Origin of the sequence: Ferrimonas lipolytica (assembly GCF_012295575.1) — a bacterium.
Taxonomy (GTDB): Bacteria; Pseudomonadota; Gammaproteobacteria; order Enterobacterales; family Shewanellaceae; genus Ferrimonas; species Ferrimonas lipolytica.
In genome coordinates this window covers 1287679-1308643 of record NZ_CP051180.1, presented here as the reverse complement: position 1 = coordinate 1308643, position 20965 = coordinate 1287679, and the positions used below count along the sequence as shown (strand labels likewise).

Genomic DNA, 20965 nt, shown 5'->3' with positions numbered 1-20965 from the left:
CGCTCGAATAATTTCACTCATAAACAATAACTCCTACCAACGACGCTCTAAGCGTTTGCGCAGCAGCACCGCACAAGTATTCATAAAGGCAAGGAACGCCAGCAATACCATAATTGCCGCCGACGTATTCTCTGCAAATCCTTTTTCTGGGTTTTCTGCCCATAGGTAGATCTGCACTGGCAATGCGGTAGCAGCGTCGAGTGGCCCCTGCGGTACATCGACGATAAAGGCCACCATACCGATCATAATTAGCGGTGCGGTTTCACCCAGTGCCTGTGCCATTCCGATAATAGTACCGGTGAGCATGCCCGGCATCGCCACCGGTAACACATGGTGTGTAACCGACTGTACCTTCGACGCACCAACCCCTAAAGCGGCGTCCTTGATTGATGGCGGTACCGCTTTAATTGCCGCCCGTGACGAGATGATAATCGTTGGCAAGGTCATCAACGACAGTACCAATCCACCAACCAATGGGGCTGAGCGTGGCAAATCAGCCAAGTTCAGGAAGATTGCCAACCCCAATAGACCAAAGACAATCGAGGGCACTGCTGCAAGATTGTTGATGTTTATCTCGATCATTTCGGTCCACTTATTCTTCGGCGCAAACTCTTCCAAATAAGTTGCCGCAGCAACGCCGATAGGAAAGCTTATTAAGAAACAGACCAACAGAGTGTAGAAAGAGCCTACAGTGGCACCCCAGATCCCAGCTAATTCAGCATCACGACTATCACCATTAGTGAAGAAGTTACGGTTAAAGACCGTACGCACCCGTCCCTCGTTAGCCAACTGTTTGTACCAACCAATCTGTTGGTTTTTGAATGAACGAGAGCCCTCTTCGACGCTGGCATCAACATTACCTTTGTTATATTGGTTAAACAGATCGCCAGCTTGGGCCCAATAACTGAGGTTTTGGCCTAGCAAGGAAGGCTGTGCAACCACCATGTCACGCAAGTCATATTCAGCCCCAGTTGAGATAAACGAATACAGTGCCTTGCGCTCTTTACGGCCTGAGATTGCGATCTCCTGTTTTATCGCCTCTCTTAACACCCTACTGTAATCAGCTTGGAACAATGCCTGTTGAGTTAGTTCTCCCTCAGCAAGATCCAGCGTCTCTTTATCTAACGAGATGTCTAATTTTATCTCGGTGGTGTAGAACGCAGTGTATCCCTGCGAAACGATAGCGCTTAATAACACCACTAGAAACAGGATCGCGGCGCTGATAGAGATAATGCCGTAGTAACGAAATCGACTCTCTTGCGCTTTTCGCTTAGCCAGTGAAGCACGAACCTTTTGCTGCTTGGTCTTGGCTATTTGGTTCAAAATATCAGTCATATTGTTCTCGATACTTTTTGACGATGCGCAATGCCACAAAATTCAGAGCCAACGTCACCACAAATAGCGATAAACCCAGAGCAAACGCCGCCAAAGTTTTAGGGCTATCAAACTCCTGATCGCCAATTAGCAAGGTGACAATTTGCACGGTGATGGTAGTGACCGACTCAAATGGGTTAGCAGTAAGATTGGCCGACAAGCCTGCAGCCATCACCACAATCATGGTTTCGCCAATAGCACGGGACACGGCGAGCAACAAGCCACCGACAACACCGGGCAACGCCGCCGGTAGCACCACGCTCTTAATGGTTTCTGAGCGTGTTGCTCCTAAGCTCAGAGCCCCGTCTCGCAGCGACTGCGGTACAGCGGTGATAACGTCATCAGATAGTGACGAAACGAACGGGATGATCATTACCCCCATAATCAAGCCGGCGGCCAACGCACTCTCTGACGACACCGATTCGATGCCAATGGCGGTGGCACTATCGCGGATTAGCGGGGCAACCACCAAAGCAGCGAAAAAGCCGTAAACAACGGTTGGGATCCCAGCTAACACCTCTAGCAGCGGTTTACAGATGCTCCGCACTCGGGGCGACGCGTATTCCGCTAGGTAAATTGCACTCATCAGCCCAATCGGTGCCGCAATGGACATCGCGATGAATGAAATCATCAGCGTTCCGGTCAATAGTGGAATAAAGCCGAATGCGCCGCTGGCACCCTGTTGGTCAGCTCGCAATGCCACTTGTGGCGACCACTGCAAGCCAAATAGAAAGTCCGTCAGCGGAATAATATTGAAAAAGCGGATCGCTTCAAATAACACCGAAAGAACGATGCCGAAGGTGGTGAGGATCGCCAAAATTGAACAGATCAGTAGGAACCCGCGCATAACGCTTTCTACGTGGGGCCGAGCCCGTAACTTCGGTCCCACCAGCTTCCAGCCGAAAATGAGCCCCGCTACGGCGAGTGCAATTAAGGCGGCAAATTTGATGTTGTCACCTAAAGCGAGCAGATGTTGATAATGCGCCGACGCGTTGATTAGCCAAGCGTGGTCGGTCACCTTGATGCCACTGGCAACATGTTGGATCTGGCTATAGATGAGTGAGTGGTTGGTTCCATCGCTGAGCACCGAATCAGGAACGCCCGCCATCACCAGTGACTGAATAATACTCGCTGAAGAGATGCTCCAGACAAACAGTATGAGCAGCGCCGGGAGCGCTGTGACAATGGCCGCGAGCATGCCGTAATAGCTAGGCCGGGAATGGAGGTATCGAAGACCGCCATTGGCGCTGGCTAGTTGCTGGGCGCGCTTGCTGGCGATCACGTATGCACATACGGAAATACATACCAATATGACTAGAAGCAATGAATTCATAAAACCTCAGACTAGTCATGGGACGACTACCGAAGTAGCCGTCCCGTATCCTAAACAACTGCTGGTTTAGCTAGCAGCCGTTACAGGTTTGGGGTCAAGCTTTTGCCAGCCGAACGCACCAGCTTCCACTCATCTGCAGCCAGTGGAATCAGCCCACGGTCGGTTAGGTAACCCTCATCACCAATCGCTTTCTTGGAAGTGAACGCATCGACGTACTCTTGCAGCCCAGGAACGGTATCTTTGTGGTCTTCTTTAACGTAGAAGAATAAAGAACGAGAGATCGGATACTCTCCGGAACCGATACTGTCAAAGGTAGGTGCTATCCCCTTGATGATTGAAGGCTGTACTTTGTCGGCATTCTCTTCAAGGAAGGAGAAACCAAATACCCCGACTGCATTGGGGTTTGCAGCCAGCTTTTGCACAATCAGGTTATCGTTTTCGCCAGCTTCGATGTAGCCACCATCTTCACGCACAGAGCGGCAAACGGCTTTGTACTTTTGCTTATCGGTTTTCTTAAGTGCTTTGATCTCTGGGTAGGTTTTACAGCCGCCCTCTAACGCCAATTCGGCAAATGCGTCACGGGTGCCAGAGGTGGGTGGCGGACCTAATACTTCAATCTTGATGTTAGGTAGCGCTGGATTTACTTGCTGCCATGTTTGGTAAGGGTTTTCGATGAGGTTGCCGTTCGCATCAGGAACCATCTTGGCAACGCCGTTATAGACATCGCGCAACGAAAGTTGAAACTGCTGCGCCTTCTTAGAGTTAGCCAAGACGATACCATCGTAACCAATCTTGATCTCAACGATGTCGTTAACCCCATTTTTGGCACAAAGCTCAACTTCAGAGGCCTTAATCTTGCGTGAGGCATTAGTAATATCTGGTGTTTTGTCACCGATGCCAGCACAGAAAAGCTTTAAACCGCCGCCAGATCCGGTCGATTCAATCTTTGGAACGGCAAAGGCGGTTGTTCGGCCGAATCTCTCAGCAACCACCGTTGCGAATGGGAACACCGTTGAAGAACCGACGATGCTAATGTAATCACGAGATGCGGCACTTGCAGGCCCACTTGAAGCTACCGAAAGCGCTACGGTTGTCGTAGCAATTAGCGCTTTAATGTTCACATCAACCTCCTGTTGACTGGGTTTATAGAGAGAATCCGAACCACGGAACCTAATAGACCACAGCAAAATTGCAGTTTTATGACGTTAAATAGCAAACACTAACAGTTCGCATTTTGACAGCAGAAATCGATTTATCCCAGCTGGGGAACAATGAGAAAAAACATAGGATAATATAATTTAAATTAATAAAATTAGTTACTTAACCAAGTTTTCCGTTTCATTTTGGTTGAACCTAACTCAATATTGTCGGCTAATGTCGTGACCAATTGAGGCTGTGTATCGACTAAGTGTTTAGCTAATCAATTCGGTCAAGGCACCGGCTAGACAGTTCTGATACAGGGGTTAAGCACTATCGCTATTGATCTTCTGCCGCATTGGAGCAGTCCAGCGAAGCGTTTGGGGCTGCAACCTAAGGCAAAGGGGGACTTTTAAAAGGGGCAAGGCTTCCCTTTGGATACCGTCGCCACGCCATCTTGCTTAGCTAAAACAGATTAACTAGCCGTGCCTATGGCAAACCTAAACAGCGAATTACGACACAGTTAACTAAAATCGCTTAAGGCTATTACCCCTAGAACGACAAAACCCGCTAACTTATTGCTAAGTTAGCGGGTTCGCCTAAATATGGCGGAGGGATAGGGATTTGAACCCTAGAGGAGCTATAAACCCCTGCCGGTTTTCAAGACCGGTGCATTCGACCACTCTGCCATCCCTCCGGCGGAAACGAACTATAGAGATCCACTGCGCTACTGTAAAGAGGCAATTCAATACTCTTGCGCCGTTTGCTGCGGATTTAACCAGTCCAGCAGCTAAACTAAGATAAATCCGTTGTTACAAGCACAATGTTGATGAAACTAAGCGAAACTGCGATAGTCTAACGCAGTGAATCAAATTTTTACGCTAACGTCTTAGGAGCGAGTATTTATGGAAACCCGTCGTTTTGAAACGGCTCAGACCCAAGGGGTCGAAATTAACCGTGTATTGCGTAACACCTACATGCTGCTGTCAATGACACTGCTGTTTGCTGCTGTTGTTGCTGGTACCGCCATGGCATTAAACCTACCTCACCCAGGTTTGATCATCACCCTGGTTGGTTTTTACGGTTTACTCTTTTTAGTAGCTAAAACTCAAGACAGCGCGGCCGGTATTCCAGCGGTATTCGCTCTTACTGGATTTATGGGTTACACCTTAGGTCCAATCCTGAGCATGTACTTAGGTGCCGGCATGGGCGACGTTATCATGATGGCCTTTGGCGGCACCGCGTTGGTGTTCTTTGGCTTATCTGGTTACGTATTGATGACCGGCAAAGACATGTCGTTCATGGGCGGCATGATGCAGGCTGGTTTCTGGGTGATCATCGCAATGTTCATCGCTAACCTGTTCCTGAACATTCCAGCACTGAGCATGGCAATGAGCGGTATGTTCATCCTGTTCTCCTCTGGAGCCATTTTGATGCAAACCAGTGCCATCATTCACGGTGGTGAGCGTAACTACATCAACGCAACCGTTACCCTGTTTGTTTCTATCTACAACATCTTCGTTAGCTTGCTGAGCATTCTTGGCATGGGTGGCGACGACTAAGACCTGAAAAATCAGGTACAATAAGGCCCCATTAGGGGCCTTTTTTAGGCTGTGTACCAATTAAGTGTTGTTCTTTCCAGTGCTGTTAAAGCACTGGCTAGGCGAGTCGCGATACCAAGGGTAAAGCACTACCGCTATTGATCTTCTGCCGCATTAGAGCCGTTCAGCGAAGCGTTTTGGACTGCGACCTAAGGCAAGGGGGATTCCAAAGGGGGCGAAGCTCCCCTTGGGATGCCGTCGCCACCGCGACATCCTCCCCTAAAAGCACCGAAATCGGTGAAGCCGAAGGCTTAAGATAAATTTCAACAGCTAACTACGACACAGCCCTTTTTATGTCTATCCAACATTAGTTGTTGAAGACGAGCGTAATAAGTACTGTTACCAGCCTTATTGCGGCCCCGTTGGCATGGCCACATAGCCACTTAAGCTACATTTGTGGCAGTAGAGTTGGCCGCCATATGTGGTACCAACAACATATTTATGTTTTACCGGTTTTGAATCTCAATGAGTCAATTTGTAGTTTTTGTAAACGGGCCAGCCTATGGCAGTCAGCATGCCTATTCGGCACTGCGTTTTTGCCAAGCAGCAATTGCTGCCGGTCACCAGTTGCGGCAAGTGTTCTTTTATCAAGACGGCATCCACAACGCTTCTGCCTTGCTCTCGCCCGCCAGCGATGAGTTCAACATGGGTAGTGCATGGCAGCAGCTTAACCAGCAAGGGGTTGAGTTGGTTTGCTGTGTGTCTGCGGCGCTTCGGCGCGGTGTAGTTGATGATCAAGCAGCAGCGGATATTGATGCCAGCGGCGGTAATGTGGCATCGCCTTTTAGCCTTGGTGGTTTAGGTGAATACGTAACCGCAGCTGCAGACGCGGATCGGGTGGTGCAATTTGGCTAATTCAACTCAACTGACGGTGTTATTTCAGCGCGCACCCCATGGCAGTGTCAGTGGCCGTGAAGGACTGGATCTGTTGCTATTAAACGCCAGTTACGACGTGGTTAGCGCCGCTGCCTTTGTCGGTGATGGTGTCTACCAACTGCTGGCCAACCAACAACCTGAAACCGTTGCCAGCAAAAACCACATTGTTACCTTCAAGGCTCTGCCGATGTACGACGTCGATACTATTTTGGTCTGTCAGCAGTCATTGCAAGAGCGTGGCATTAGCGCCGACCAGTTAATTGTCGACGCCACCATTGTAGCGCCAAGCGAAATCGCTGCGCTGCTTGGTCACAGTAAAGAGGTGCTAACATTTTGAGTTCCTTAGCTAGCTTGCCAACACTGCATACGTTAAGTCAGATCTGCGCTAACCCCGACGCATTGATGCAGCAGCTGCGCTACCGTAATAATGGCGACCCAGTATTACTGCTGCAAGATGCAGTATTGATGGCGCAACAGCCTCGATTCAGCGACAGCCTTAACCAGCTGCAGCTCTATATTTTAAATGATGATCTGGTCGCACGCGGTGTCACTATTGCGCCTAATGTAAACGCGACCATCATCGACTATTCCCAATTTGTTCAACTAACGTTGAACACCCAGCAACAAGTAGCATGGTGAAACAATGATCTTTAACGGCGAAGAGTTCGCAACAGACAAGCAGGGCTACCTGCTAGATAGCAGTCAGTGGGTCGAAGCAATGGCGCCGATATTGGCCGCTGAGGAAAACATTGAGTTATCTCCAGCACACTGGGAAGTAGTAAACTTTGTTAGAGAGTTTTACCTCGAGTTTAATACCAGCCCCGCCATCCGAGTGCTGGTAAAAGCCATCGGCCAAAAGCTAGGCGAAGACAAAGGCAACAGTAAGTACCTGTACAAGCTGTTCCCTAAGGGCCCAGCTAAGCAAGCGACCAAGATCGCCGGGTTACCCAAACCCGCTCGTTGCATCTAATCGCAACTTCATCCAAACGCCGGCCATTGCCGGCGTTTTTGTTATCTGCAGCGGTAATCACGATCCTTTTATCATTCCGCCGCGTTTCAACTGCTATGGCCGCAGTTGTTTAAGCGGCCTCAACTCACCAAACCATATTCGAATAGTCATTCTACACTTAGAGCTAAACACGTGAATTGAGGTCGATTATGGAGTACCACGTCACTAGCCTGATCCTGCAACTGCAGCCAGATCAACGTGACTCGGTGTTGCAATACCTCCACTCCATTGAAGGAGCTGAAGTCCATGCCGAATCTATTGATGGTCAATTGGTGATTACGCTTGAAGGCGAAGGTCATCACCCTGGCATTGAGTCGCTTCACACCATACCCGGTGTTCTTTCAGTCAGTTTAGTTAGCCACCATATTGAGCCGTTGAAATAACCTGTGAGGACATTAATGAGCATTGATCGCCGTCAGTTTCTCAAAGCCAATGCCGCTGCCGCCGCCGCATCCGTTGTTGGCATCTCCCTTCCCAGTGCAGCTGCACAAGCTCCCAGCGCAATGAAATGGCAAAAAGCACCTTGCCGCTTTTGTGGCGTTGGTTGCTCGGTATTAGTTGGTACCCACAACGACAAGGTTGTCGCTACCAAAGCCGATCCCCACTCACCGGTTAACCAAGGCAGAAACTGCATCAAAGGCTATTTTTTGCCAAAAATCATGTACGGCAACGATCGCTTAACCCAACCACTTTTGCGGATGAAAGATGGTCAGTTCGACAAGTCTGGCGAGCTAACACCAGTAGATTGGGACACCGCCTTCGATGTGATGGCCGACAAATGGAAGACTGCACTAAAAACCAAAGGCCCAAGCTCAGTCGGCATGTTTGGTTCTGGCCAGTGGACTATTTGGGAAGGTTACGCGGCCTTGAAGCTGATGAAAGCGGGCTTTCGCTCAAATAACTTAGAACCCAATGCGCGTCATTGTATGGCCTCGGCTGCCGTTGGCCTGCTGCGCTCGTTTGGCATCGATGAACCAATGGGCTGTTACGACGATTTTGAACACGCCGATGATTTTGTGCTGTCGGGATCAAACGCCGCCGAAATGCACCCTGTGCTATGGCAACGTTTAGTTGCCCGCCACCTCAGCAACCCCAATGGGCGGGTGCATGTGTTGTCCACCTACACCAACCGCAGCTTCGATCTTAACGACAACAACATGGTAATGAAGCCGCAATCGGATTTGGTGATCCTTAACTACATCGCCAACTACATCATTGAAAATGACGCAGTAAACGTCGATTTTATTGAAAAGCATACCGCTTTTAAAACCACAGCCACCGATATTGGTTATGGCTTACGGCCGGAGGATCCCCGTGAGCAAGCGGCCAAAAATCCCGGCAGTGGCGAAATGTCGTATATTAATTTCGCCGCATACCGCAAACAGATGGCCGGTTACACCCTCGACTATGCCCATGAAATCTCTGGTGTACCCAAACAAGCACTGGAGCAGTTAGCTCGGGCCTATGCCGATCCAGATCGCAAGGTGATGAGCCTATGGTGCATGGGCTTCAATCAACACGTCCGTGGTGTCTGGGCCAATAATTCGGTCTACAACCTCCATCTGCTCACCGGCAAGATATCGCAACCTGGCAACTCACCGTTCTCACTTACCGGCCAGCCCTCAGCCTGTGGTACCGCCCGCGAAGTTGGTACCTTTGCTCACCGCTTACCCGCTGACATGGTTGTCACCAACGAAGCGCACCGAGCCAAATGTGAAAAAACATGGAATGTACCTGCTGGCACCATTGATGCTAAGCCCGGCTATCACGCGGTGTTGCAAACCCGCATGCTCAAAGACAGTAAACTCAATGTCTATTGGATCCAGTGCAATAACAACATGCAAGCAGGGCCGAATACTAACGACGAAGCCCTACCAGGCTACCTCAATCCCGACAACTTCATTGTGGTCTCCGATCCCTACCCAACAGTTACCGCGATGGTTGCTGATCTGGTGTTGCCAACAGCAATGTGGGTAGAAAAAGAGGGCGGCGTGGGCAACGCCGAGCGCCGTACCCACTTTTGGCACCAGATGGTTAACGCACCGCGAGGGGCTAAATCCGATCTATGGCAGCTAATGGAGTTTTCCAAACGCTTCACCACCGACGAAGCATGGCCGCCAGAATTACTCGCTAAGCAGCCAGAGCATAAAGGCAAAACCCTTTACCAAGTGCTGTTTGCTAATGGCACCATCGATCAATATCCACGCTCCCAGTGTAAGTCGCCTCTTAACGACGAAGCCGATCATTGCGGTTTCTATGTGCAAAAAGGATTATTTGAAGAGTACGCCAGCTTTGGTCGAGGCCATGGCCACGATCTGGATAAGTTCGATAATTACCATGAAAATCGCGGTAAACGCTGGCCAGTGGTCGACGGTCGCGAAACTCGTTGGCGCTACACCAACGCTGATGATCCTTATGCCAAAGCTGAGTTCGACTTTTACGGCCAAGGGGATCATAAAGCGTTGATCATTGCCAACCCCTATGAACCCGCGGCGGAGGAACCAGATAAAGAATACGATTTATGGCTACAAACCGGCCGCGTGTTAGAGCATTGGCACACCGCCACCATGACCGGACGGGTGCCAGAACTGCGCAAAGCGATGCCAAACGCCCTGCTCTATATGAGCAAAGCCGACGCCAAAGATCGCAAGCTAAAACATGGCGATGAGGTAATTATTACCAGTCGCCGCGGCAGTATTCGTAGCCATATCAGTACTAAGGGTCGAAATAAGCCGCCGCAAGGACTGGTGTTTATCCCGTTCTTCGATGCGACCCAGTTAGTCAACAAGCTGTTACTGGATGCCACCGATCCGATCGCCAAGGAAACCGATTTTAAAAAGTGTGCCGTCAACGTGAGGAAAGCCTAATGCAGCGATTAACGTTAACCTCAGCTGTGGCCGCCAGCTTGTTGCTATTGGGTTGCAACAACCCCAATGCCGTGGACCCATTTCATCCGCCAGAATCGATTGAACCGGTCTACTCCCAGCGCGGCCCAACAGCAGTAGCGGATCCATCACCGTCGCTACCGATGGCAAACTACCCCAATAAAGGTCATACCCTGCCACGGGCTTTCGAGAATCAACCACCATTAAATCCGCATAAGCCGAATTACCAGATCAGCGCCAAGCGTAACACCTGCCAAAGTTGTCATGGTATCAATGCCAAAGCCGATGTACCGGTAACCCACAGCTCCCATCGGCTTGATAATGGCGAGCTAGATCCGCACTACTACTTCTGCGTGCAGTGCCATGTTGGCCAAGCTGACAACATCGAACCTATGGTTGGTAATAGCTTCAGTGCCCCGGGTTACCCCAATTAAGGGCTGTGTACCAACTAAGTGTTGTTGTTCTTTCTAATACAGTTAAAGCACTGGCTAGACGAGTCGCGATATAAGGGTAAAGCACTACCGCTATTGATCATGTGCCGCATTGGAGCAGTTCAGCGAAGCGCTTTAGACTGCGGCCTACGGCAAAGGGAGAGTCCAAGGGGGCGAAGGCTTAAGATAAACTTCAACAGCTAACTACGACACAGCCCAATTAAGCTAAACCTTAGCGGCGATATACGCCGCCAGCCTGCTATCAAAAACAGTGTTATATTTGATTAATTATCAAATAAAAGAGCACTAATTATGTTGCTGGAAGATCTAATAGTGGTTCTAAAGGTTGCTGAATTTCGCAGCATCACTGCCGCGGCGACCAACTTAGATATGCGAACCGCTACCGCCAGCGCGGCGGTAAAACGGGTAGAAGCGTATTTAGGTGCAGAGCTGTTTGTACGAACCACTCGTCATCTGCGGGTATCTAGTGCTGGCGAGCGATACCTGCCCCAGTGCGAACAAGCCCTAAAGGTGCTCGAACAAGCAAAGCTAAATATTCGCGCTGATCTCGATATTATCGATGGTGAGCTGCGCATCTCAACGTCATCGGATCTTGGCCGCCACCTTGTTACGCCGTGGCTAGATGAATTTATGGATACTTACCCAAAGGTGTCCCTTCGCAGCGTTATCAGCGACAGTAATCTCGACTTTTATCGCGATGCGGTTGACGTGGCATTACGCTACGGCTCACCGACGGACTCCAATATGTTTGGCTTCAAAATCTGTAACGTGCCACGGCTGTTATGTGCCAGCCCCGCCTATATTAAGCAATTTGGTGAACCAACCAATCCCGATGAGTTAGCCAGTCACAATGGCTTGTTCTACCAGCTTCACGACACACTGCAAGATGTGTGGACGTTCAATCAGGGAAAGCAGCAACAAAAGGTTCGTCTCACAGGCAATCGCGCCTCCAACGATGGTGATCTGGTTAGACGTTGGTGTGTTGGCGGTAAAGGGATCGCGGTTAAATCCTGCCTAGATATGTCGACGGATCTGTTAGCAGGTCGGGTCGTGCCAGTAATGCAAAACTACCAACCTAGCGCCACCGAGCTGTGGTTGATCTGTCCGAGCAGACAAACCATTACCCCTGCGGTGCGAGAGTTACGGCAACTGTTCCGTGCTAAAACCGAATCGATTTTACAGCAACTGCTGCAGCAAAAAATGATTGAACCTAGCGCATTACTACTCAATGGTTAATGGCACCCACGGTATTGTCTTGTTATAGACGCGACCAATGAAAGCGCCTCGCGCTAGCCGGTGCTTGGCAACATGATGGTTACCCGCAACCCCGGGTGATTGTCTGCCAGTGTGATTTCGCCATGATGCAAACCTGCCACCGCCTTAGCCAACGACAGGCCAATTCCCAAACCGCCATCGGTACGGCTTTTATTAACCCGATAGAGGCGTTCGAACACCCGCTCTTTCTCCGTATCAGTAATACCCGGGCCGTTGTCGGCTACTTGCAATATCACCGTTCCTGTTGAGCTATCATAACCACTAGTTAAGTTGATCTTGGCTCCCGCCGAGCAATAACGCAGTGCGTTTTCAATTAAGTTAGCAAGCTGCTGGGTAAGCAGTTCTCGGTCGCCATTGAGCAGCAACGGTGTAGCAGTGCTATCGACACTAAGCTCCATCCCCGCATCTTCGGCAACGTCGGTGTAGATTTCGGCAACGGTAGCAACAACCTTGTTGATGTCTATCTCGCTAAAGCGACTGCGCCGAGCACCAGACTCAATTTGACTTATCCGCAACAGCGCATCAAAGATAGCCGCTAGCCGTTGCGATTCAATCAACGCTAACTCCAGATCGTCAACCAACTGTTCCGAACCGCAGTTGTTCTGCGCGTCCAGCTTTAAGGTAATCAACTGATGTTGTAGCCGGGTAATTGGCGTTTTGAGCTCATGGGCGATGTTCGCGGAGATATCACTCATGGCGGCAACTGAACCTTGCAAGCGTGATAGCATCTCGTCGGTTGCCACGGCTATCCGTGCTAGATCATTGTGGGAGTTTTGCTCGCCAGTGCGCTGGGATAAATCACCATCAGCAGCAGCTGCGAGTACCTGTTCGATACGACTAATGCGGCGCTGACTCCGGCGTGTAACCGCCACCACAATGGCAGCAGTAAACAGGGTTACCAGCACCCCAGAAAGAACAAATGCGGTCGTTAACACCGCAAGGATCTCGTCGTCCTCAATAGGGTCGTCGTCGACCTTGCTCTGCTTGCCCCGCACCAGCTTTTTCGATTCTTTTACAATCTGTTTGTTTTGCTGCCCTAGCTCGTAGTCTACGTAAACAAGGCTGGCGCTGGCCATCAGCACAATACTGAGTAAGGAAACCAACACAAACATCAGCCCTTGCTGAGTTGCTGAGCTGCGGAGCCACTGCGGCAGCTTTACATAGCGCTGCAAACGCAAGCTGACTGCAGCAAACGCTGCAATCACAGCCTCTGTAATACGCATCTATTTGTCCTCGTTCGGGCGCAGTTCCAATTTGTAGCCTGCACCACGAACGGTTTGAATCACGCTGTCGCCAAACGGCTTCTCAAGCTTATTGCGGAGACGACTAATGTGCGTTTCTACCACGCTGGTTTGTGGGTCGAAGTGGATGTCCCAAACGTGTTCCAACAACATGGTGCGGGTTATCACTCGGCCAGGGTGACGCATAAACAGTTCCAAAATCCGAAACTCTTTGGGCTGCAGATCAAGCGCCTGTCCCTGCCGCGTTGCCCGATGTTCAAACAGATTGAGCACCAGGTCGGCAACCGCCAATTCAGGCTTGGTTTCGGTTGAAGTTAATGAGGCTCGGCGTGACAGCGCGCTGACCCGTGCCAACAATTCAGAAAAAGCGAACGGTTTGGTGAGGTAATCGTCACCACCGGCTTCCAACCCTTCAACCCGATCGTCCACGCCACCAAGGGAGGTAAGAAACAGTACCGCAGTACCCACTTGGGCAGCACGCATCGCTTTAACCAACGACAGGCCGTCCAGCCCCGGTAGCATCCGGTCAACGATAGCAACATCGAACTGTTCAGTTAGGCACAACGCCAATGCATGTTTGCCGTTATCGGTCACATCAACGTGGTGGCCTGCTTCACGCAGCCCTTTCTCAACAAAACTGCTCAAGCTGACATCGTCTTCAACCAACAATAGGCGCATGCTGTTCTCTTTATCTCAAATTGGTAGCGGTAACCGAGCCTGCACTGCGGTGTGGCTAAACGGCAGCGACAGGTTCGTCGCTGCTGCGGCTATGGTCGTTGGTTGCACTGTTGGCTTTATCAGGTTGCTCAGCGGTTGCATCGATTGGGCGCTGCTGCCACTTGTCGAAGGCGACTACAATCAGCCCAACCAACAGGCATGCGCCCAGTGTAACCAGTCCAACAACAAAGAAAAGTGAAAAGGCCAGTAACCCAACAACAGCGGGTAAACCATTGTGCTTTATCGCCTTTAGGTGCTGCTGCAATCGCTGCGACAGATTTTTATAGAGGGGTAAATAACTCATTTTGGTACTCCATTGAGGAGGGGCTTACCCCTCCCCATAATAGCTATTGATTGGTTAAACGTGGCGGCCATTAGTAGTAATTACTTGGCAGCAATGTGGGCATTAATCTCGACCTCAATCTCTTTGCCGGCGGCGTTAACCAACTCGATTTCGTAGATTAAGGCATCGTCCTCATCTTCTAGCTCAATGCTGTAAGCTGTGGCGTCATACTGCGCTTGAGCTTGCTTCACCACATCCTCAACCGAAAGGTACAAGCCGCGGTTAAGACCAGATAACCACAATGCATTTTCAAGCTGGTCGTCGTTGCCTTTATGGTGCTTCTTATTGCGACTACGACGCTCTTTGGTTAGCAGTACTTCGCCGGTTTCACTGTGAATCGCGGTGTAGATGGTTTGTCCTTCGGTGCCAACCAGCTCAATCTCATAAAATGCCTGACCCATCTCGCTTTCGCGTTCTACCTCAAACGCTGTGGCACCAGTGTTGCTCTGCGCCAACGACACCGCTTGCAGCAGCGAAATCTTATCGGTAGTTGAGGTTGCAGGGGCATCGTTAGCGTAAGCCGCGCCGATGGTAAACAACGCGCCGAAACTAAACGCTGTGGCTAGAGTAATGGACTTAGATAATGATGACTTTTTCATAGTGACTTCCTTTAATAACGCTTAATCCAGCAAGCAGGTTGCTTGTCGATGGAGTCACTATACAAATACCGATTTGCAGCAAGTTTTCGCCAACTTTACATTTATGTAAGGTTGGCCTTTGCGTTCCACAATAATCGCCAAAGGGCCCACTAGGGGCCCTTTGTTGATTAATGCGCAGCGGAACAGTGCCAACAGAGTGTACTGTGTGTATTGACGCTACTCGCGACTACCGTAACCGCGGATCAGCACATCGATCGCCACGTTAAGTCGCCGCTGCTGCGCTGCCACATCCACCGGCTCATTAGGATGGGTTAAGCTAATCATATGCGACTCGTTGCGGATCAAGCCGACGAAAACCTCGGCGGCCTCCTCTGCACTGTGGCCCCCTAACGCGAGCTCATTAGCTGCTACGCCTTGGGCAAGGTACTTTGCCACCTCGGTTTTCACCACTAGAGGGCCAGTTTGGTAAAACAGCTCGCCCACCTCGGGAAAGCGTGGAGACTCAGCTACCACCAACCGATACAGCGCTAGCGCCGAATCAGATAGGGCGATATTAAGATAAGCCTGCCCCATTACCTTTAGGGTTGCTGCCAAGTCACCCGGCACAAATTGGATCTGCTGCACCGACGCGGTAAATTTTTCGCATTCACACTTAATTACCTCCAAAAACATGGTTTCTTTGTTTTTAAAGTGCGCATAAACAGTCGACTTCGATACCCCAGCTTGCCGTTGAATCATGTCGGTGGTGGCGCCATTAAAGCCGTGACTTAGAAAGATTTTACGCGCTGCCTGCAACACCACCTTCGCCTTGGGCCCAAGCGACATTTCGGTGGTTGAAATTGGAGTTGGGGCCATATTGGAATCATCAATCATGAAGGACATTACCTTGACAGCGCATTAAATTAGGTTCATTATATCGAACCGAGCGGTACAGTTCAATTGTTAATCCAGTCAAACACCCAAAGCGAAGCTGCAGCTAAGAAGCCAACTCTCTCCCATAAAGGGGTTGTTGAGTTACTTACGCCTAAACACCGAACCGAGCGGTACAGTTCGATAGATACTTGCATTATTAGGAACACAAACAATGAATCACTCCCCTATCAATCAAGGTTCAAACGGATCATTTACCAAGAAAATGATCGCCGTGCTCTCTATCGCCATTCTCTCCGGTTGTGCTGTTGGACCAAACTTCGAAGCGCCGCAGTCGCCGTTAACCACAACCAATATCTTGGCGGATATCGATTACGGCGCCCAAGCCAACGCCAATAATGATGGTACTGTGGTGCCGTGGAACTGGTGGTCGATCATCAACGATCCTGTGTTGGCGCAACTTGAAGCAACAGCACAGCAAGGCAACCTCGACTTACAAAGCGCAAGCAGCCGCATTATGCAAAGCAGAGCGGCACTGGGATTAGCCACTTCAGAGCTGATGCCAACGGTGTCTGCCAACGGCAGTTATGCTCGCGAAGGGTTGAGCGAAAACGGTCACTTTGCCGCCTTGGGTGCGCCTACCGCCGCAGATAACTTCTGGACAAGCGGACTAACCGCCAGCTGGGAACTGGACTTTTGGGGCAAGAATCAACGCGCACAAGAGAGTGCTGCAGCTACATTGGAAGCTGCTATTTATCAGCGCGAAGCAATTCGAGTAAGCCTAACCGCCGACATTGCCAATACCTATTTGCTGCTGCGCAGTAGCCAAGCCCAGCTCGACATTGTTGTTGAGCAACAGCAAATCGCCGCCACCATGGTGGAGCTAGCCAAGAGCCGCGAACGCAACGGCGTAAGCACCCATTTAGAAACCATTACCGCACAAACCAAGTTAGCTACGGTTACCGCCCAAGTGCCAACACTAACCCAACGTCGTAACGCCTTAATGAACGCGTTAGCGCTGTTGGTGGGTGAACAACCTCGGGCGTTGAACACCCTGCTGTTGGAACACAACGCTAGCCCTGAATTTCCGCACGGCGTGCCGGTGGCGCTGCCGTCCGATCTGGCTCAACAGCGGCCGGACATTCTTGCAGCCCAAGCTCGTTTACACAGCGCCGTAGCGGCCATTGGTGTAGCCGAAGCCAACTTCTACCCAAGTGTTACCCTTAACGGCAACATTGGCGTTGAAGGCTACGACAGCAGCGATCTTTCCAGCTGGGATTCTCGTGTGTTTTCCGTTGGCCCAAGCATCTACTTGCCGATCTTCCAAGGTGGCAAGCTGAAACGCAAGCTGGAGCTAACCAAACAACAACAAAAGAGCGCGGCCTTGGACTACCGCCAAACCGTGTTGCAAGCGTGGCATGACGTCGACAATGCCATGGACGCATGGTCTGCCCAGCAAAGCCACCATGAAGAGATAGCCATCGCCCACAGCTACAATCAGCAAGCACTGGCCACGGTTAGCCGTGCTTATGAACAGGGGGTAGCGGACAAACTCAGTGTGTTGAACGCCAAGAACCAACTACTGCAAAGCCAGTTAACCCTTAACGACAGCGCAACCAGTGGCTCCCTAGCGGTGGTTAATCTGTTTAAAGCAGTTGGTCGCGGTTGGGACAACAGCGCAGTAGTAACCACAGCGAGGCTCGACCAATGAGTAGCGCCAGCACAACCGCTCCAGCGGCAACACCAGCCCAACCAGCAGGCCTTTCGGCGCAGATCATCGCTGGCTTACTGGCTATCTTTATTGGCGCAATGATGTCGGGGCTAAACAACCGCGTCGGCTCCCTTGGTTTAGCCGACGTACGTGGCGTTTTTGGGGCAAGTATTGATAGTGCCTCGTGGTTATCTACCGCCTACTCTGCCGGTGAGTTGATAGCCATGCCATTTGCATCGTGGTTTGCCATCACCTTGTCGGTGCGCCGCTTTCATTTGGCGATGGTCAGCGTTTGTGCCGTTATTGCACTAATCTTGCCATTGGTCGAGCAACTCAATTTACTTATTGGCCTGCGTTTTATTCAGGGACTTGCCGGTGGTGCCTTAGTGCCTATTCTAATGATGGCCGCGCTCAAGTTTTTGCCAATAAACATTCGTTTACATGGTTTAGCCCTGTACGCGATGACCGCCACCTTCGCCCCTAACCTTGCGGTATGGCTTACCGGCCAATGGACCGACGGCCTAGCTGATTGGCGCTGGATCTACTGGCAGATCATTCCTATGTGCATCGTTGCCGCGGCGTTAATGAGCTGGGGCTTACCGAAAGAAGAGGTAAAGTACCAACGCTTTAAAGAGGGTAACTGGTTAGGCATGGTGTGCGGTGTTGCTGCCCTTGGCCTGCTTACCGTCGCACTCGATCAGGGCGGCCGCCTCGATTGGTTTAACTCGCCGATTATCGTGGTTTCTCTGGTTGCCGGCGTCGTAATGCTTGGTTGCTATCTGCTAACCGAATGGCACCACAAAACGCCGTTTATGCAGCCGCAACTGATTGGCCGCCGCAACTTAGGTATAGGCTCGATACTGCTTACCAGTTTGCTGATTGTGCTGATGTCTGGCTCGATGTTGCCATCAATGCACTTGGCCAGTCTGCAAGATTACCGCGCCTTACAAAGCGCCCCAATTGGGCTATTAATCGCGTTACCGCAGTTGGTCTTGGGTTCGGTAGTGGCGTTGCTGTTATACCGCAAGTGGGTCGACGCCCGCGTGGTGCTTGGCTTGGGTTTGTTTGTTATCGCTATGGCCTGTTTTTCAGGGGCGCAGCTAACAGCTCAATGGGCACTGCAGCAATTCGTGGTAACCCAATTGCTGCAAGCTGTCGGCCAACCGCTGGCAGTAGTGTCGATACTGTTCTTAATGACCAGCGTACTGGCGCCCCATGAAGGCCCCTATTTCTCTGGCACCATCAATACTCTGCGTGCCTTTGGCACCTTGATTGGCGGCGCCGTAGTTGGCCAATTGGTAACCGAGCGCAGTGGATTGCACAGCGACATGCTGCTCGACCACGCCGCGTCTATTACCAATAACGTAGCGGCAACGCTGGAACCTGGTGCACTGGCGCAAGTCGTTGCCCAACAGTCGTTGGTGTTGTCGATCGCTGATGCCTATATCGGCCTTGGGATCCTAGCGCTCATTTTAATCCCGTTAGGGTTAATGATGACCTACGTGCCAGCACCAGACCAACAATAAGCATTCCCTTTTTACCTAATTCGAGCAAATCACTATGGCATTACCTACCAGCATCAAAGTAACCGTTTCCGCAGCGATTATTGCCGTGATCGGCGCTAGCGCGGCGTACCTTAATCAACCGGAGTCCGCTGCGGCTGAGCAAACCACTGACAACGCCTACATCCAAGCAGACTTCACCGTCGTTGCCTCACAGGTGGCCGGTACGGTTAAACACGTTTTGGTGGAAGATAACCAACTGGTACAACAAGGCGACGTGCTAGCGACGATTGCCGACAAACAGTTTGTGGTTGCGGTTGACGCGGCCAGCGCTCAAGTTGCCAGTGCAGCAGCGGCGATAACCAGCTTAAATGCCAACTTGCTGCAACAAGATTCGTTAGTGCAGCAGGCTCAAGCCACGGTAATGGCCAGCAAAGCCGCGTTAACCTTAGCCAACGTCAACCTAACTCGTTACCGCAACCTTGCAACCGATGGCTCAGGCACCGTGCAAGCGCTGCAACAAGCACAAGCCAACCTCAATATTGAACAGGCTAATCTAAACAAAGATGAAGCCGCGTTAGCAACCCAACAGCAGCAAAGCAATATCATCAAAGCTGAAATCGAACAGGCAAAAGCCCAGTTAGCGGCAGCGCAAGCCAGCTTAGCGAATGCCAAGTTGCAGCTGTCTTACACCACTATCGTTGCGCCAATAACTGGCACCATAGGCAAAAAATCGGTGCGCGTGGGTGGCTACGTCAATGCCGGTAACCCATTGCTGATGATAGTGCCGCTGGATGAGATCTACATCGCTGCCAATTTCCGCGAAACTCAACTTGCAAAAATGGCAGTTGGCCAGCCGGTAACCATTAGTGTGGATGCGTTTCCGGGGCAACAGCTGCTGGGCAAAGTAGACAGCTTAAGCCCGGCCAGCGCCATCAGCTACTCCGCAGTAGCGCCACACAATGCAACCGGTAACTTCACCAAGATTGTGCAGCGTTTGCCAGTCAAGATAAGCATCGATGCTAACCAACTGCTGGCAACACAGCTGCGAGTTGGTATGTCTGTAGTGCCAACCGTCAAGGTTGAATCACAGCGCTAAGCGCGGCAATGGTAGCTACTGAAGTGTGCAGCCAAGGATTGCTATAAACACTAAAAAGGCGCCGTTAAGGCGCCTTTTTGATCTGATTACGCATCACTTAGCTCGGCTAATACGCTGGATCTCAGCGGAGTTGCAGTACTGCACTCCGGCTTGCGCCGTAGCGATATTGGCATTGATAGCGGTTGCAACCTGCTCAACTTGAATTGGCTTCCAGCGGTCGGCTTTGGGTAACCACGAAAATAGCCCCATTACCTTACTTGCCACGGTTTCGCCCAAACGAAACTCATCCCGTGGTGCTAGCAGCAACGATGGCTGATAGATATAGAGCGACGGCAGCCCCAGTGCAATTAGCCCCTGCTCCATCTGATATTTAGTTTGCAGGTAGAAGCCGCGAGCCTTGGCATTAACCCCAAGGCTACTAACAACGTGAAACTGCTCCACCTGCTGCTGCTTTGCCCATGCGCCAAGGGTTAGCACCGCGTCTAAGTCCACTGCGGTAAACGCCGCTTTGCTGCCTGCGGTTTTAATGGTGGTACCCAAGCAGCAGCACACCGCATCAACGCCGTTAGCCACCTTGAGTTTATTTATATCGTTGAGCGGTAGAATATGTTCAATGATTTGCGGGTGCTGTTGCCACTTGGTCGCCCGCCGGCTAAGCAAGTGAACGGTTATCTCATCGGGGTGGCGCAGCAGTAACTCAACCAGTTGTTGCCCTACTGCCCCTGTTGCTCCTGCAACCAATACTGCTTTCATCCCTAAATCTCGATTGTAGTTGTATGTAACGTACTGCTATACAACCCTGCTTGCACTGCAACATCCTGTAGTAGCCAAGCACTGAGCTGTTACTCAAGTGTTACCATTAATCATTCGCTCGATAAGGTCAATACGTTCCTCTTGGCTAATGTTGACTTTGATTAATCGGCGTACAATTACTGCCCAAC

The 20965-nt window shown here is 50.9% G+C and carries 21 protein-coding genes and 1 tRNA gene; 12 read left to right on the top strand and 10 right to left on the bottom strand.

What is annotated here, in order from left to right:
• Window positions 1-33 precede the first annotated feature (33 nt).
• From pstA to HER31_RS06170, 4 genes are all read right to left on the bottom strand, one after another.
• Window positions 34-1335, bottom strand: coding sequence for a phosphate ABC transporter permease PstA (pstA, locus tag HER31_RS06185; RefSeq protein ID WP_168659749.1), 1302 nt, complete (start codon window positions 1333-1335; stop codon window positions 34-36).
• Window positions 1328-2707, bottom strand: a complete 1380-nt coding sequence (gene pstC / locus HER31_RS06180) for a phosphate ABC transporter permease subunit PstC (RefSeq protein ID WP_168659748.1) — start codon at window positions 2705-2707, stop codon at window positions 1328-1330. The genes pstA and pstC overlap by 8 nt, the downstream gene beginning before the upstream one ends.
• An 80-nt stretch (window positions 2708-2787) precedes the next feature.
• On the bottom strand, window positions 2788-3828 hold the full coding sequence (locus tag HER31_RS06175) for a substrate-binding domain-containing protein (RefSeq protein WP_168659747.1): 1041 nt from the start codon (window positions 3826-3828) through the stop codon (window positions 2788-2790).
• Between the two features lie 622 nt (window positions 3829-4450).
• Window positions 4451-4541 (bottom strand) — tRNA-Ser (locus HER31_RS06170).
• Window positions 4542-4749: 208 nt separating this feature from the next.
• Between HER31_RS06170 and HER31_RS06165 the strand changes: the two genes are divergently transcribed.
• The 9 genes from HER31_RS06165 (at window position 4750) to HER31_RS06125 (ending at window position 11903) form a co-directional block, all read left to right on the top strand.
• Window positions 4750-5406 carry a Bax inhibitor-1/YccA family protein gene (locus HER31_RS06165; RefSeq protein WP_168659746.1) on the top strand — a complete coding sequence of 219 codons (657 nt, stop codon included), beginning with the start codon at window positions 4750-4752 and terminating at the stop codon, window positions 5404-5406.
• 504 nt (window positions 5407-5910) lie between these two features.
• Window positions 5911-6300, top strand: a complete 390-nt coding sequence (gene tusD / locus HER31_RS06160) for a sulfurtransferase complex subunit TusD (protein WP_168659745.1) — start codon at window positions 5911-5913, stop codon at window positions 6298-6300.
• Window positions 6293-6658, top strand: a complete 366-nt coding sequence (gene tusC / locus HER31_RS06155; protein ID WP_168659744.1) for a sulfurtransferase complex subunit TusC — start codon at window positions 6293-6295, stop codon at window positions 6656-6658. Before tusD ends, tusC begins: the two co-directional genes overlap by 8 nt.
• A complete protein-coding gene (gene tusB / locus HER31_RS06150) occupies window positions 6655-6960 on the top strand; it encodes a sulfurtransferase complex subunit TusB (RefSeq protein WP_168659743.1) in 306 nt (101 codons plus the stop codon). Before tusC ends, tusB begins: the two co-directional genes overlap by 4 nt.
• A gap of 4 nt (window positions 6961-6964) precedes the next feature.
• Window positions 6965-7291 carry a TusE/DsrC/DsvC family sulfur relay protein gene (locus HER31_RS06145; protein ID WP_168659742.1) on the top strand — a complete coding sequence of 109 codons (327 nt, stop codon included), beginning with the start codon at window positions 6965-6967 and terminating at the stop codon, window positions 7289-7291.
• Window positions 7292-7479: 188 nt separating this feature from the next.
• Window positions 7480-7713 carry a chaperone NapD gene (locus HER31_RS06140; protein WP_168659741.1) on the top strand — a complete coding sequence of 78 codons (234 nt, stop codon included), beginning with the start codon at window positions 7480-7482 and terminating at the stop codon, window positions 7711-7713.
• A 15-nt stretch (window positions 7714-7728) separates the two neighbouring features.
• On the top strand, window positions 7729-10197 hold the full coding sequence (napA, locus tag HER31_RS06135; protein ID WP_168659740.1) for a nitrate reductase catalytic subunit NapA: 2469 nt from the start codon (window positions 7729-7731) through the stop codon (window positions 10195-10197).
• Window positions 10197-10649 (top strand): nitrate reductase cytochrome c-type subunit, encoded by a 453-nt coding sequence (locus HER31_RS06130; RefSeq protein WP_168659739.1) that lies wholly within the window; start codon window positions 10197-10199, stop codon window positions 10647-10649. The genes napA and HER31_RS06130 overlap by 1 nt, the downstream gene beginning before the upstream one ends.
• 309 nt (window positions 10650-10958) lie before the next feature.
• Window positions 10959-11903, top strand: a complete 945-nt coding sequence (locus HER31_RS06125) for a LysR family transcriptional regulator (RefSeq protein WP_168659738.1) — start codon at window positions 10959-10961, stop codon at window positions 11901-11903.
• 53 nt (window positions 11904-11956) lie between these two features.
• Here HER31_RS06125 and HER31_RS06120 read toward each other — a convergent pair whose 3' ends face one another.
• From HER31_RS06120 to HER31_RS06100, 5 genes are all read right to left on the bottom strand, one after another.
• Window positions 11957-13165: a sensor histidine kinase gene (locus HER31_RS06120; protein WP_168659737.1), complete on the bottom strand. Its 1209-nt coding sequence runs from the start codon at window positions 13163-13165 to the stop codon at window positions 11957-11959.
• A complete protein-coding gene (locus HER31_RS06115) occupies window positions 13166-13861 on the bottom strand; it encodes a response regulator transcription factor (protein ID WP_168659736.1) in 696 nt (231 codons plus the stop codon). It lies immediately after the preceding gene.
• A gap of 55 nt (window positions 13862-13916) precedes the next feature.
• The gene (locus HER31_RS06110) at window positions 13917-14204 is read right to left on the bottom strand and encodes a hypothetical protein (protein WP_168659735.1); all 288 of its coding nucleotides are present in this window, start codon (window positions 14202-14204) and stop codon (window positions 13917-13919) included.
• Between the two features lie 80 nt (window positions 14205-14284).
• The gene (locus HER31_RS06105) at window positions 14285-14842 is read right to left on the bottom strand and encodes a PepSY domain-containing protein (RefSeq protein WP_168659734.1); all 558 of its coding nucleotides are present in this window, start codon (window positions 14840-14842) and stop codon (window positions 14285-14287) included.
• 216 nt (window positions 14843-15058) lie between these two features.
• Window positions 15059-15715 carry a TetR/AcrR family transcriptional regulator gene (locus tag HER31_RS06100; protein ID WP_168659733.1) on the bottom strand — a complete coding sequence of 219 codons (657 nt, stop codon included), beginning with the start codon at window positions 15713-15715 and terminating at the stop codon, window positions 15059-15061.
• 211 nt (window positions 15716-15926) lie between these two features.
• Here HER31_RS06100 and HER31_RS06095 point away from each other — a divergent pair, with 211 nt between their 5' ends.
• From HER31_RS06095 to HER31_RS06085, 3 genes are read left to right on the top strand one after another with little or no spacing between them, the layout of a single operon-like run.
• Entirely contained in the window at window positions 15927-17423 is a 1497-nt protein-coding gene (locus HER31_RS06095) for an efflux transporter outer membrane subunit (protein WP_202983611.1), read from the top strand.
• Window positions 17420-18949, top strand: coding sequence for an MFS transporter (locus tag HER31_RS06090; RefSeq protein ID WP_168659732.1), 1530 nt, complete (start codon window positions 17420-17422; stop codon window positions 18947-18949). Before HER31_RS06095 ends, HER31_RS06090 begins: the two co-directional genes overlap by 4 nt.
• Window positions 18950-18983: 34 nt before the next feature.
• Window positions 18984-20024, top strand: a complete 1041-nt coding sequence (locus HER31_RS06085) for an HlyD family secretion protein (RefSeq protein ID WP_168659731.1) — start codon at window positions 18984-18986, stop codon at window positions 20022-20024.
• A gap of 93 nt (window positions 20025-20117) precedes the next feature.
• Here the strand turns inward: HER31_RS06085 and HER31_RS06080 are convergent, their stop codons facing one another.
• Window positions 20118-20777, bottom strand: a complete 660-nt coding sequence (locus HER31_RS06080; RefSeq protein WP_168659730.1) for an NAD(P)H-binding protein — start codon at window positions 20775-20777, stop codon at window positions 20118-20120.
• Window positions 20778-20965 lie beyond the last annotated feature (188 nt).